The organism is Rhizobium sp. EC-SD404 (assembly GCF_902498825.1).
Lineage (GTDB): Bacteria > Pseudomonadota > Alphaproteobacteria > Rhizobiales > Rhizobiaceae > Georhizobium.
In genome coordinates, this window is the sequence record NZ_LR701459.1 from 3,299,845 (window position 1) to 3,311,957 (window position 12,113).

The following is a 12,113-nucleotide window of genomic DNA, read 5'->3' on the forward strand; positions in this document are numbered from 1 at the left end:
AAGATGCAGCGGCGATTATTCGCCGGGGACTGCCTCGGCTTCCGCAGCGCCGGCGTCCGACGCATCGCCGCTGTCGTCAGCCTTGGCGCGCACCCGCTTCGGACGGGCTGCAGCAACACGACGGCGCGGAGCGCGCTTCGGGGCTGCGCCTTCGGCGCTCTCGTCGTCGATCGATACTTCGGCCGGCGTTCCTTCGATCTCCGGTTGAGGACCAGTACCGGCGACGACGGCTTCCACCCGGATCTTCGGCGTTTCGTCCGTGGGCTGGCTGCTTGCCTCATCGGGCTGCGCTACCGCAGTCTCGCGACGCTCACGACGTCCATCCCCGTCTTGCTGGCCCTCGCCGCGCTCGCGACGCGGGCCGCGCTCACCACGCTCGGGGCGCTGTGCAGCGGGCTGGCGACTTTCGCGGCCGTCCTGCCCTTCGCGCACTTCACGACCCTCACGATTGTCGCGACCTTCGCGGTTGTCGCGACCATCGCGATTTTCACGGCCTTCGCGGTTGTCGCGCTGCTCGCGTCCATCGCGATTGTCCCGATTTTGCTGCGGTTGGGCCTGGGGTTGCCGATCGTCCTGATCGTTTTCACGATAGCCGCCCATCTGGGGCTGATCATCGTCGTCGTCACGGTCGTTGTTGCCGTCGCCGCCGAAGTCGCGCTCGTTGCGCTGGAAGCGTTCCTGCATCTGCGCCTGCGCCGCCGCAATCATGCGGTTGTAATGCTCGGCATGCTGGAAATAGTTTTCAGCCATCACGTTGTCGCCAACGCTTTGCGCGTCGCGGGCCAGCGTCGAGTACTTCTCGGCAATGTGCTGCGCCGTACCGCGAATCTTCACATCTGGGCCGGTGCTGTCATAGGAACGCGAGAGCGGGTTGCCCCCTTTGCGGTTGTTATTATTGCCGCCGTTATTGCCGCCGCCACCGCCGCCGCCACCATTGTTGCGGCCGCGTCCGCGCTGCTTCTGCTGTCCTGACCTCATGAGTGGATTCCGATTTCCCTTGGTTGGCTGGTCTTTGCGCCATCGTGCATGTCGGCACTATGGCGCGCCGATGCACTGAGCGCCGCGATCAAGGCGCGTCACATCCGCGAACTTGTCGACGATTGGGGTTAAACAGATTCAAGCACCAGAGGTCCTGCGACGATCGCACCTGCGATACCGGGAACGCGCCCATTACGGGCTGGCCCTTGACCGAGACCTGCTGCCTAATGCTGGTCCGAACCTATAGTGCTTTGTATGCGATTCCAAGCCCTTTCTCAGCGCGGCGGCAATTCTGCGGGTGGTTCATACGGCTGGTCGGGCGAAGATCAGCGCGCGATCGTTGCCACCGAGATCCTGGACTGCGCGGAGCCGCGTCAGACCCGCGTCCTCGAAAAGCGCAGTCACCTCGTCCCGCTGGTCGAAGCCGATTTCCAGGCCGACGATCCCGCCCGGCGCCAGATGGTCTACCGCTCCCGCCGCGATGGCACGGTAGGCGTCGAGCCCATCCACACCGCCATCAAGTGCTAGATGCGGATCATGGTCACGCACTTCGACGGAGAGTTCAGCGATCACAGACGTCCTGATATAGGGTGGATTTGACACGATGATGTCGAACAGCCCTTCGACCGAGGCGAACCAGCTGCCGTAGAACGCAGCGAAACGGTTGCCCAGTCCCAGAGCCGCCGCATTGGCGCCGGCGGTCTCAAGCGCATTCCCCGAGACGTCGGTCGCCACGGCGCTCGCCCGCGCTTCGATGGAGAGCAGAGCCAGCGCCAACGCGCCGGTTCCGGTCCCGAGATCGAGGATACGGCAAGCGCCCTTTTCCTCTGCGATCCGGCGCAGATTTGGAGCCAGCGCTTCGACAAGCACTTCGGTATCGGGTCGGGGCTCCAGCGTTCCGGCCGAAAGGCCGAGTTGAAGGCCGTAGAATTCGCGATGCCCGAGAATGCGGTGAACCGGCTCTCCACGCAGCCGGCGCTCCATCCGCTCCCGAACCGACTCAAGCCCTGCGGCGTCCACCTGCTGGTCGGGACGCGTGACGAGATCGGTCAAGCTGAGACCCAAGGTCTCGAGCAGAAGAAGTCTCGCGTCGTCGCGCGGCGTTGAAAGCCCCGCCGCCTCGAACCTTTCGCGCATCAGCTTCTGCAGGGCGGAAAGCGTCATCGCGGCGGTTTCGACCATCGGTCAGTTCGCTTCGCTCAGCGACGCCAGCTGGCCGGCCTGATAGTCGGAGATCAGCGCGTCCACGATCTCGTCGATCTCGCCGATCATCATGCGATCGAGCTTGTAAAGCGTCAGATTGATGCGGTGATCCGTCACCCGGCCTTGCGGAAAGTTGTAGGTCCGGATGCGTTCGGATCGGTCACCCGATCCAACCTGGCTCTTGCGCGAGGCGGAGCGTTCCTGATCGGCGCGCTGGCGCTCCATGTCGTAGAGCCTCGCCTTCAGCACCTGCATGGCCTTGGCGCGGTTCTGGTGCTGCGACTTTTCCGACGACGTGACGACGATGCCGGTCGGCAGGTGCGTGATACGCACAGCAGAATCGGTCGTGTTGACGTGCTGGCCGCCGGCACCTGACGAGCGCATGGTGTCGATGCGGATGTCTTCGTTGCGGACTTCGATGTCGATGTCCTCGGCTTCCGGCAGCACGGCGACAGTCGCGGCGGAGGTGTGGATGCGCCCGCCGGATTCCGTTTCGGGAACGCGCTGGACGCGATGGACGCCGGATTCGAATTTGAGACGCGAAAACACGCCGCGGCCGGAGATCGTCGCGATGATTTCCTTGTACCCGCCGGCTTCGCCTTCGCTTGCCGACAGCACTTCCACCTTCCAGTTGTGGTCGGCGGCATAGCGCTCATACATGCGGAAAAGATCGCCCGCGAAGAGCGCGGCCTCCGAGCCGCCGGTGCCGGCGCGAATTTCCAGAATGGCGCTCTTTTCGTCCGCCGCATCTTTCGGCAGCAGCATGATCTGCATGTCGGCCGACAGCGCTTCGATACGATCGCGCACTTCCGGATAGTCCAGTTCGGCCATTTCCCGCATGTCGCGGTCGGTCGCCTTGTCAGCGAGCAGCGTGTCGAGATCCTCGAGCTCGGCCGTCGCCTTCTCGTATTCACGAATCTTCGCCACGACCGGCCCTAGCTCGGCATATTCGGAAGCGAGCTTCACATAGACGTCGGAGTCCGGGCCCGCCGCCATGCGCGCCTCGATCTCGCTGTAACGGCGCTCGAGCTCGCGCATTTTCTCGATCGGCAAAACTGCCATCAGTCACCCTAATTCGGTCAAAGCGGGATCGCGTTGTTTTCGGCGAACTCGGTGAGGAGCTCGCGCATCGGGCGCGTGTCGGGCCCGCTCTCGTCCAGCGCCTTCGACATTTCCGTCTGCAGCTGGCCCGCATCGAGCGCCAGCAGCATCGACTTCACCGGGCCGATGCCGGCCGGCGACATGGATATGGAGCGGAAGCCGAGCCCGATCAATGCCATTGCGCCGAGTGGTTTGGCCGCCATCTCGCCGCAGAGCGTGACGGCCGTGTCGTGCCGGTCGGCAGCGGTGACGATCTGGCGAAGCACGCGCAGGAAAGGGCGGCCGAGATTGTCGAAACGATCCGATACGCGTGCGTTGCCGCGATCCACCGCGAAGGTGAACTGGAAAAGATCGTTGGAGCCTACCGACACGAAATCGACCGTCGCCATCAGCTCGTCGAGCTGCCAGAGCAGGCTCGGCACCTCCAGCATGGCGCCGAATCGCAGCTTGCGCGGAAGATCATGGCCGAAGCGCGAGAGATGGCGCACTTCGCGGTTTAGAAGCTCGCGCGCCTCGCGGATTTCGCGGACTTCGGTCACCATCGGGATCATCAGCCGCAATTCGCGACCCGCGGCAGCCCGCAAAAGCGCCCTGAACTGCGTGCGCAGAAGTCCGGGGCGGTCGAGCGACAAGCGGATGGCGCGCCAGCCCAGCGCCGGATTTTCCTCTTCGGCGCCACGGAAATAGGGAACGACCTTGTCGCCGCCGATATCGAGCGTGCGGAACGTGACCGGCTTGTCGCCCGACTGGCGCAACACGTTGGTGTAGAACCGCTCCTGATCGTCGGCCTTCGGCATCGTCGACGAGATCATGAACTGCAACTCGGTCCGGAAAAGGCCGATGCCACCGGCACCCGAATCCTCGATCTGCGGCAGATCGACGAGCAGGCCGGCATTCATCATCAGGTCGATGCGGGTGCCGTCCTTCGTGACCGGCTCGACGGCACGCAGCTCGCGGAACCGCTCCTGCCGCTTGGCGCGGAAGCGGACCTTCTCTGCGTAGGCCTTTTCGAGATCCGGGATGGGGCGCAGATGCACCTTGCCGTCTTCGCCGTCGACGATGATCGCATCGCCGTTTTCGGCAAGCGAGACGACACCGGTCGCCTGGCCGACCACCGGGATGCCCATGGCGCGCGCGACGATCACCACGTGGCTCGTGATCGCACCGTCTTCCAGCACCAGGCCACGGATCTTGGAGCGCGTGTAATCGAGGAGTTCCGCCGCGCCCATGCCGCGCGCCACGATGATCGCGTCGTCCGGAAACCCGTCGGCCGTAGACGGGCCCGAGCGACCGATCAGCTGGCGCAGGAGACGGTTCGCGAGATCGTCGAAATCATGCAGGCGCTCGCGCAGATAGGGATCGGAGAGGTGCATCATCCGCGCGCGGGTGTCGCTCTGCACCTTTTCGACCGCCGCCTCGGCCGTCAGGCCGTTGCGGATCGCTTCTTCCATCTTCCGCACCCAGCCCCGATCATGGGCGAACATGCGATAGGCTTCGAGCACTTCACGGTGCTCGCCTTCCATGGAAACGTCTCGGCGCGACAGCATGTCGTCGATGGAAATGCGCAGCGAGCCAAGTGCCTCCTCAAGGCGCTTCAGCTCCAGATCCATATCGTCGTTCAGGAGGTTGGTGACCACGACGCGCGGCTCGTGAAGCACGACATAGCCAAGCCCGATCCCATCGCCATAGGCATCGCCTTCGATGGAGATCGGCCTGGACAGATCCAGTTCCATCCCCGGACGGGTGATCTTCTTCAGTTCGCCGGTGGCGACCATCTCGGCGAGAACCATCGCCGTCGTTTCGAGCGCCTCGACCTCGTCGTCGCGATAGTTGCGCCGGGCCTTGTTCTGCACGACGAGGACGCCGAGCGAGCGCCCGGCTCTCAGGATCGGCACGCCCATGAAGGAATGATAGACCTCTTCACCCGTTTCCGGCAGATAGGCGAAGGCCGGGTGAGACTGGGCGTCGGAGAGATTGAGTGGGCGAGCGCTTGCTGCAATCGTGCCGACAAGACCCTGGCCCATCTTCAACTGGGCAAGGTGGACGGCATCAGGATTGAGGCCTTCGGTGGCGTAGAGTTCCAGCACGCCATCGGCGCGCAACACGTAAAAAGAGCACACCTCGGCGACCATGTTCTGCGCGATCTGGCGCACGATCTGGTTCAGCCGTTCCTGCGGGCCAAGCGGCTCCGCCATCAGTTCGCGCAGCCGCCGCAACAGAACGCGCGGACCCGCAGACAGGTCTCTCATTGCGTGTTGGCTCCCACTCTCCATGGCGCCGCCCGTGGCGCGCCACCCCGGCGCGCCCTATCGATACCGCGTGGCCGCGGCCTCACCTCCAGCACGAATCCCCATATGCTGTCTTTAACCTTTATCGAGACCGTAGACCGAATGCAAAGTCCGCACGGCCAGCTCGGCATAGGGGCTGTCGATGAGAATGGAGATCTTGATCTCGGACGTGGTGATCGCCTTGATGTTGATGCCCTTCTCGGCCAGCGCGCGGAATGCCGTTGCCGCCACGCCGGCATGGCTGCGCATGCCGATGCCGATGACCGACACCTTGACCAAACCCGCTTCGCTCTGGATCGCGTCGTAACCGATCTTCGCCCGTTCCCGCTCGAGCACGGCCAGCGCCTTGTCGATATCGCCGGTCGGCACCGTGAACGTCATGTCGGTGCGTGAACCGTCCTCGGAGATGTTCTGGACGATCATGTCCACATTGATATGGCTTTCGGCGAGCGGCCCGAAAATGGCGGCAGAGACGCCCGGACGGTCGGCAAGCCTTCTCAGTGAGATCTGCGCTTCATCCTTGGCATAAGCGATACCGGTGACGACTTCCTGTTCCACGATTTCTTCCTCGTCGCAAATCAGCGTACCGGGTGGATTGTCGAAATCGCCCATGCCCGGTGCATCGGGGTCATCGAAACTGGAGCGCACGAAGGTGCGCACCTTGTGGACCATGGCCAGCTCGACGGAGCGGACCTGCAGAACCTTGGCGCCGAGCGATGCCATTTCCAGCATTTCCTCGAACGCGATCTTCTTCATCCGCCGGGCTTTCGGCTCGACTCGCGGATCGGTCGTGTAGACACCATCCACGTCGGTATAGATATCGCAGCGGTCGGCCTTGATGGCAGCGGCGATGGCGACGGCGCTTGTATCGGATCCGCCGCGCCCGAGCGTGGCAATGCGATTGTCCGGACCGATGCCCTGGAAGCCTGCGATGACGGCAACCTGGCCCTCGCCGAAGCGGCGGATGAGTTCCGTGCCGTCGATCTCCATGATCCGCGCGGCGCCATGGGCGTTGTCGGTGCGGATCGGGATCTGCCAGCCCATCCAGGAGCGCGCATTGACGTCCATGGACTGCAGGGTGATCGCCAGGAGACCGGCTGTCACCTGTTCGCCGGACGCAACGACCGCGTCGTATTCACGAGCATCGTGCATGGGCGATGCGCCGCGCGTCCAGGCGACGAGTTCGTTTGTCTTGCCGGCCATGGCGGAGACGACCACTGCCACATCGTGGCCCGCGTCGACTTCGCGCTTCACGTGGCGCGCCACGTTGCGGATGCGGTCGAGATCGGCAACGGATGTTCCGCCGAACTTCATGACGATACGTGCCATCGGCGGTATCCGAGCTCCGATTGAGGATCAGGGGAAGGGTTCTTTCGAGAGCGACCTCTCCCGCCAAGGTCGCCTGAAAACGCGGCTCTCATAACGCAAGTGCAGACGTCCCGCAACGGGCGAGCAGCCTTCGAACGGGCTTAACCCAAGCATTCGAAGCGCGCGGAGCTTGACATCTTCCCATGCGCGCCCGACTTGGCACTCAAGCACAAGGAGAACGCGCCATGACGATCGCAGCCGAGGGCAGCAACGGCGGTAGCCGTCAATCCAGCATCGACCAGGCCGAGGTCGACCGCTTCTCGGCGCTCGCGCGTGAATGGTGGAACCCGACCGGCAAGTTCAAGCCACTGCACAAGTTCAACCCCGTGCGCCTCACCTATATCCGCGACCAGGCGAGCCTCCATTTCGGGCGCGATGCGCGCTCGCCAAAGCCGCTCGACGGACTGCGCGTGCTCGATATCGGCTGCGGCGGCGGGCTTCTGTCCGAACCGATGGCGCGCATGGGCGCTGAGGTCGTCGGCGCCGATGCTTCGGAAACGAACATCGAAGTCGCCAAGATCCACGCGGCTCAAAGCGGCGTCACGGTCGACTACCGCGCGGTCACAGCCGAGCATCTTGCCGCCGAAGGCGAGAAGTTCGACATCATCCTCAACATGGAAGTCGTCGAGCACGTCTCGGACGTGAATTTCTTCATGACGACCTGCGCCTCGATGGTGCGGCCGGGTGGACTGATGTTCGTCGCCACCATCAACCGGACGCTCAAGGCCGGAGCGCTTGCGATCGTCGGCGCCGAATATGTGCTGCGCTGGTTGCCGAAGGGAACGCACCAGTATGAAAAGCTCGTGCGGCCAGAAGAATTGCAGCGCCCGATCGAGGCATCCGGGATGAACCTCATCGACCGGACCGGCGTCTTCTATAGCCCGATCAGCGACAGCTGGAACCTGTCGCGCGACATGGATGTCAACTACATGGTGCTGGCCGAGCGGCCGAAAACTGCAGCGGCTCCAGCGACTTAGAGTGATTTCGCTTTTCTTCGAATTGCTCGATCACTCTCAGTTTTGATTCGTCGCGTTTCCGAGCGCGCACCGGTTTCCACTTCACCTGGAAACGCTTTAGTTTGCGTCATCGGGGAAATGGGGAAGAGGCGCGACGGCGATCCCCTCCTCGAGAAGCGCCCGCGCCTCGTCGGGCGCGGCCCTCCCGATGATGCCGCGCTCCTCGGTTTCGCCATAGTGGATCTTGCGGGCTTCCTCGGGAAAGCGGTCACCCACGTCCTCGGACGATGACCGGATCGCGCTGACCATCTCGCGGATTTTCTTCAGCTTCTCGGCCTGATCGGCGCTCATCGCCAGCGGCTGCATCGCGCTGCCGGCCTTGCGCGTGCCCGTGACCGCCGGCGCCATCAGGGCCTTCGTCACCGTCTTGGAGCCACATTGCGGGCACGAGACGAGATTGCGTGCCGACTGGTCGTCGAAATCGGCGCTCTTGGCGAACCACGCCTCGAATGCGTGGCCCCGTTCGCAGCTCAAGGCAAATTTGATCATGCGGTCTGCCGCTGTTCAGCCAAATCGGTCGCGGCTGCGTTCGCATAGCCGCGCGCGTTCTTGAGATTGGGGATCTTCGCCCGGGCCGCCGCAACGTCTGCGGTATCGATCTCGGCGACGATGACAGCCGGTTCGTCATGATCGGCCTCCGCGATCACGCGGCCCCAGGGGTCGATGATCAGCGAGTGGCCATAGGTCTCCCGGCCGTCTTCGTGGAGACCGCCCTGCGCCGCAGATATCACATAGGCGCCGTTTTCGATGGCGCGGGCGCGCTGGAGCACGTGCCAGTGCGCTTCGCCCGTCTGGCGCGTGAAGGCGGCAGGTGCGGTAAGCACATCCGCCCCTGCCAGCGCCAAATCCCGGAACAGATGCGGGAAGCGGATATCGTAGCAGACTGCGAGCCCGATGCGCGCGAACGGCAGATCGACCAGGCAGCTTGCCTCGCCCGGTCGATAGACCGCGCTTTCCCGCCAGCTCTCGCCATTGTCGAGATCGACGTCGAACATGTGGATCTTGTCGTACCGTGCTGTGATCGAGCCATCCGGTGCGAAGACGAACGCGCGGTTGGCGACCTTGCCGTCACCCAAAGCAATCGCGGTTGAACCGATGTGCAGATGCACCGCATGACGCTTTGCAAGCTCGCGGCCTGCGGCAACGACATCGTCTTCGGTCTCAGGCTTCAGCTGCTCGAAAAGACGCGCCCGATCCTTCTGGATCATGCCGGTCATTTCAGGGGTCTGCACGTAGGTCGCACCTGCGTCTGCCGCCTCCCCCACCAGACGCCTCAGCGTCTCGATGTTGGCGCCGGGCTCCGTGCCCGAACGCATCTGGATGGCGGCGGCCTTGAAACGTGCCATGGGATCAGCCTGCCTTCAGCATCGGGTCGAGCTTGCCGTCGCTTTCCAGCGCATGAAGATCATCGCTGCCGCCGACATGGACATCGCCGATGAAAATCTGCGGAAAGGTGGCGCGCCCGTTGGCCTTCTGCATCATTTCAGCCCGAAGCTCCTTCGAGAACGTCGCATCGCGCTCTTCGAAGGCCACGTTCTTGCTCTCCAGCAACCGCTTGGCGGCACTGCAGAAGCCACAGAACTGGCGGGTATAGATGACGACTGGCGGCATGATGCACTCCGGCTTTTCTTGCGTGTCTTTATCGATATAGGGGCCAGCCGCCCCGCACTGCAAGGTGCCGACGCAAGGCTTTAGGGGTCGGGAACGCGCGCAAAGGTCAGAACCGTGACATCGGCCACGCCGGCACGCTTCAGCGCGCGTGCAGCCGCGTTAACCGTGGCACCCGTCGTGTAGACGTCGTCGACTAGGAGAACGCGCTTTCCGACGAAATCCGCTTTGCTCGCTTCCGGCACGACGAAGGCACCCCGCACGTTGCGCTGACGCGCCTTTTCGCCGAGGCCCACCTGCTGCCGGGTCTGGCGGCGGCGCACGAGCAAGCCGACGCCGTGGGGCTTTCCCGTGAGCCTGGCCAAAGCTCGCGAGAGTTCCGCCGACTGGTTGTAGCGTCGTGACAGCAACCGGATGCGATGCAGGGGGACCGGCACGATGACGTCCGCCGTCTCGACCAGCCCATCCCCGGCGCGCACCATCCACGCGGCCATGATGGATGCGAGATCGAGGCGGTCATTGTATTTCAGCCGATGCACGAGGCTCGCAGCGATATCCCCATAGAGCATCACGGCCCGCGCCCGGTGATAATCCGGCGGATCGGCGAACGCTGCCGGCGACACCGCGCCCTCCCCTTGATCGTGAGCAAAAGGCACGCCGAGGATTTCGCAGAAAGGTCGCTCGATGAATTCGGCGCTCGACCAGCATGTGGCACACAAACCGCCGTGGCGGGCCATGATGACCGAGCAGCCGAGGCAGACCGGCGGATAGACGAGCGACACCAAACGGGACCAGAGCGCGCCAGCGTGTTTGCGCAGCACTGGAACCTGGCCTGAAGGATCGATCGTCACCATCTTTTCAAGATAGCGAAACGGCGACACGCGGTATACGGGGGTTGCCTCGAGCAAGTGCAACCTGAGACAGGCAACGGATGACCGACCAATCCCTATTCGATCAAGCGTTCTTGTCGCTGCAGCGCCGCCGGGCCCATGCCCGAGCGACAGAGGGTGCCGATTTCCTGCTGAGACACGTCGCCGAGGATCTGGCCGAACGGCTGGCGACCGTGAGCCGCCGCTTCCCTGTCGCCGTCGAACTGCATGGCCATACGGGGATTGTCGGCGAACGGCTTATGGCGGGCGGCAGCATCGACCGGCTCATCCGCGTCGAAACAGATACGGGTCTGATCGGCGTTTCGGACGGGAAGGTCGCCTCGCTGGAAACGGTTCCCCTCGAGCCGGAGACGGCCGACCTGATCGTTTCGCCGCTCGCGCTGCATCTCACGCAGGATACTCCAGGCGTTCTCATCCAGATCAACCGTGCCCTGAAGCCCGACGGCCTGTTTCTGGGCGCCATGCCGGGCGCCGGTACGCTCGGCGAGTTGCGCGAGTCGCTCATTGCAGCGGAAAGCGAGCTTTCAGGCGGCGCCGCGCCGCGCGTGATCCCGTTTCCGGACATCCGCGACGCGGGCGCACTCATGCAACGCGCGGGCTTTGCGCTGCCCGTGACGGATGTGGACACGCTGACTGTGCGCTATTCCGACATGTTCGGGCTGATGCGGGATTTGAGGGCGATGGGCATGGCGAACCCGCTTTCGGGGAGAAGCCGTCGTCCCGCTTCGCGGGCGCTGTTCCTGCGCGCAGCCGAACTTTACGCGGAGCGGTTTTCAGATCCGGACGGGCGCATCCGCGCGACATTTCGCATCATTCACATGTCCGGCTGGCGCCCGCACGAAAGCCAGCAGAAGCCTGCCCGCCGGGGATCGGCGACGGTCAGTCTCGCGGATGTCCTGAAATCGTCGTCTGGGGAAGGATGAAGCCGAGCTATTCGCCGCTCATGGCTTCGGACACATCGTTGGCGACGTTGCCATAGAGGTTGTGGACGCTAAACCCTGTTCCGGTGACACCGCCGACAATGGCGATGGAAATGAGACCGGCGATCAATCCATACTCGATCGCCGTCGCGCCACTTCGCTCGCTCCAGAAACGCTTGAGGATCGTCATGTCAGCTCGGCCTCTTGGCATGGCCTGTCGGTGGACCGGCCTGGATCATACCGGACGAGATTAAAGCGCAATTGTTACACAACAGCTAAATTGTGTGTGCGTATTTGCTCAACAACGACTGCCGGTATCGCCAAAATGGAGAATACAGACGGAGCCGGGTTCCTGGGCGATGCTGCGACGAAGCGTATACTGCCTGGACCCACGATCGCCGTTCGGGATCGAACCCGTCGCCATCGTGTCGATACCGGGATTATAGGCCGTCATGCGCGACCCGCCGTTCAGAACCGGCGGCAGCAAAAGCGCCATCGCGACTGCGACCGTGCCGAACAAGAGCGCGACGCGGACCGGGCCAACGCTGGCCCGCTTCTGCTTGCGGTCAGCGTCGGTGGAGACGGAAAGCCAAAACTCGCTATTGCTCATCGTTCTGCCCTGTTCTGCCTGCCTTCGACGAATCCTCGACGACAAGGTGTATCTCAATCCAGCTGCCCGACCAAAGTTTGACCACATATGTGGCATCCCGGTTCACGCGCATTCTTGCGAAAGCGGCTAAA

The 12,113-nt window shown here is 63.5% G+C and carries 13 protein-coding genes; 2 read left to right on the plus strand and 11 right to left on the minus strand.

What is annotated here, in order from left to right:
* Positions 1 to 15 precede the first annotated feature (15 nt).
* The 5 genes from GC125_RS16725 to GC125_RS16745 all read right to left on the minus strand — a co-directional run bounded on the left by GC125_RS16725 (position 16) and on the right by GC125_RS16745 (position 6,899).
* Complete coding sequence (locus GC125_RS16725; RefSeq protein WP_151986685.1) at positions 16 to 978, minus strand: DUF4167 domain-containing protein; 963 nt, start codon at positions 976 to 978, stop codon at positions 16 to 18.
* Positions 979 to 1,281: 303 nt separating this feature from the next.
* Positions 1,282 to 2,160 carry a peptide chain release factor N(5)-glutamine methyltransferase gene (gene prmC / locus GC125_RS16730; protein ID WP_286165550.1) on the minus strand — a complete coding sequence of 293 codons (879 nt, stop codon included), beginning with the start codon at positions 2,158 to 2,160 and terminating at the stop codon, positions 1,282 to 1,284.
* A gap of 3 nt (positions 2,161 to 2,163) precedes the next feature.
* Positions 2,164 to 3,243 (minus strand): peptide chain release factor 1, encoded by a 1,080-nt coding sequence (gene prfA / locus GC125_RS16735; protein ID WP_151986686.1) that lies wholly within the window; start codon positions 3,241 to 3,243, stop codon positions 2,164 to 2,166.
* A 17-nt stretch (positions 3,244 to 3,260) separates the two neighbouring features.
* Positions 3,261 to 5,531, minus strand: coding sequence for a phosphoenolpyruvate--protein phosphotransferase (gene ptsP, locus GC125_RS16740; protein ID WP_151986687.1), 2,271 nt, complete (start codon positions 5,529 to 5,531; stop codon positions 3,261 to 3,263).
* Positions 5,532 to 5,645: 114 nt separating this feature from the next.
* Positions 5,646 to 6,899 carry an aspartate kinase gene (locus GC125_RS16745; RefSeq protein WP_151986688.1) on the minus strand — a complete coding sequence of 418 codons (1,254 nt, stop codon included), beginning with the start codon at positions 6,897 to 6,899 and terminating at the stop codon, positions 5,646 to 5,648.
* Between the two features lie 224 nt (positions 6,900 to 7,123).
* Here GC125_RS16745 and ubiG point away from each other — a divergent pair, with 224 nt between their 5' ends.
* The gene (gene ubiG, locus GC125_RS16750) at positions 7,124 to 7,915 is read left to right on the plus strand and encodes a bifunctional 2-polyprenyl-6-hydroxyphenol methylase/3-demethylubiquinol 3-O-methyltransferase UbiG (protein WP_151986689.1); all 792 of its coding nucleotides are present in this window, start codon (positions 7,124 to 7,126) and stop codon (positions 7,913 to 7,915) included.
* 96 nt (positions 7,916 to 8,011) lie between these two features.
* Here ubiG and GC125_RS16755 read toward each other — a convergent pair whose 3' ends face one another.
* The 4 genes from GC125_RS16755 to GC125_RS16770 all read right to left on the minus strand — a co-directional run bounded on the left by GC125_RS16755 (position 8,012) and on the right by GC125_RS16770 (position 10,416).
* Complete coding sequence (locus tag GC125_RS16755; RefSeq protein ID WP_151986690.1) at positions 8,012 to 8,443, minus strand: DUF1178 family protein; 432 nt, start codon at positions 8,441 to 8,443, stop codon at positions 8,012 to 8,014.
* Positions 8,440 to 9,300: a carbon-nitrogen hydrolase family protein gene (locus GC125_RS16760; RefSeq protein ID WP_151986691.1), complete on the minus strand. Its 861-nt coding sequence runs from the start codon at positions 9,298 to 9,300 to the stop codon at positions 8,440 to 8,442. Before GC125_RS16760 ends, GC125_RS16755 begins: the two co-directional genes overlap by 4 nt.
* 4 nt (positions 9,301 to 9,304) lie before the next feature.
* Positions 9,305 to 9,565: a glutaredoxin 3 gene (gene grxC / locus GC125_RS16765; protein WP_151986692.1), complete on the minus strand. Its 261-nt coding sequence runs from the start codon at positions 9,563 to 9,565 to the stop codon at positions 9,305 to 9,307.
* An 80-nt stretch (positions 9,566 to 9,645) separates the two neighbouring features.
* Complete coding sequence (locus GC125_RS16770; RefSeq protein WP_151988023.1) at positions 9,646 to 10,416, minus strand: ComF family protein; 771 nt, start codon at positions 10,414 to 10,416, stop codon at positions 9,646 to 9,648.
* A 77-nt stretch (positions 10,417 to 10,493) separates the two neighbouring features.
* Between GC125_RS16770 and GC125_RS16775 the strand changes: the two genes are divergently transcribed.
* Positions 10,494 to 11,375, plus strand: a complete 882-nt coding sequence (locus GC125_RS16775) for a methyltransferase domain-containing protein (protein ID WP_151986693.1) — start codon at positions 10,494 to 10,496, stop codon at positions 11,373 to 11,375.
* A 7-nt stretch (positions 11,376 to 11,382) separates the two neighbouring features.
* On the opposite strand, the gene GC125_RS16780 is transcribed toward GC125_RS16775, so the two are convergent.
* Together GC125_RS16780 and GC125_RS16785 are read right to left on the minus strand one after the other, a co-directional pair.
* The gene (locus GC125_RS16780) at positions 11,383 to 11,562 is read right to left on the minus strand and encodes a Flp family type IVb pilin (protein ID WP_151986694.1); all 180 of its coding nucleotides are present in this window, start codon (positions 11,560 to 11,562) and stop codon (positions 11,383 to 11,385) included.
* A 108-nt stretch (positions 11,563 to 11,670) separates the two neighbouring features.
* Positions 11,671 to 11,982, minus strand: coding sequence for a hypothetical protein (locus GC125_RS16785; RefSeq protein WP_151986695.1), 312 nt, complete (start codon positions 11,980 to 11,982; stop codon positions 11,671 to 11,673).
* Positions 11,983 to 12,113 lie beyond the last annotated feature (131 nt).

Coding starts and splice junctions, on each gene's coding strand:
- GC125_RS16775 (WP_151986693.1), top strand. CDS start 10,494: ATGACCGACCAATCCCTATTCGATCAAGCGTTCTTGTCGCTGCAGCGC.
- GC125_RS16745 (WP_151986688.1), bottom strand. CDS start 6,899: ATGGCACGTATCGTCATGAAGTTCGGCGGAACATCCGTTGCCGATCTC.
- GC125_RS16780 (WP_151986694.1), bottom strand. CDS start 11,562: ATGACGATCCTCAAGCGTTTCTGGAGCGAGCGAAGTGGCGCGACGGCG.
- prmC (WP_286165550.1), bottom strand. CDS start 2,160: ATGGTCGAAACCGCCGCGATGACGCTTTCCGCCCTGCAGAAGCTGATG.
- GC125_RS16760 (WP_151986691.1), bottom strand. CDS start 9,300: ATGGCACGTTTCAAGGCCGCCGCCATCCAGATGCGTTCGGGCACGGAG.
- GC125_RS16755 (WP_151986690.1), bottom strand. CDS start 8,443: ATGATCAAATTTGCCTTGAGCTGCGAACGGGGCCACGCATTCGAGGCG.
- ubiG (WP_151986689.1), top strand. CDS start 7,124: ATGACGATCGCAGCCGAGGGCAGCAACGGCGGTAGCCGTCAATCCAGC.
- prfA (WP_151986686.1), bottom strand. CDS start 3,243: ATGGCAGTTTTGCCGATCGAGAAAATGCGCGAGCTCGAGCGCCGTTAC.
- GC125_RS16770 (WP_151988023.1), bottom strand. CDS start 10,416: ATGGTGACGATCGATCCTTCAGGCCAGGTTCCAGTGCTGCGCAAACAC.
- GC125_RS16725 (WP_151986685.1), bottom strand. CDS start 978: ATGAGGTCAGGACAGCAGAAGCAGCGCGGACGCGGCCGCAACAATGGT.
- grxC (WP_151986692.1), bottom strand. CDS start 9,565: ATGCCGCCAGTCGTCATCTATACCCGCCAGTTCTGTGGCTTCTGCAGT.
- ptsP (WP_151986687.1), bottom strand. CDS start 5,531: ATGAGAGACCTGTCTGCGGGTCCGCGCGTTCTGTTGCGGCGGCTGCGC.
- GC125_RS16785 (WP_151986695.1), bottom strand. CDS start 11,982: ATGAGCAATAGCGAGTTTTGGCTTTCCGTCTCCACCGACGCTGACCGC.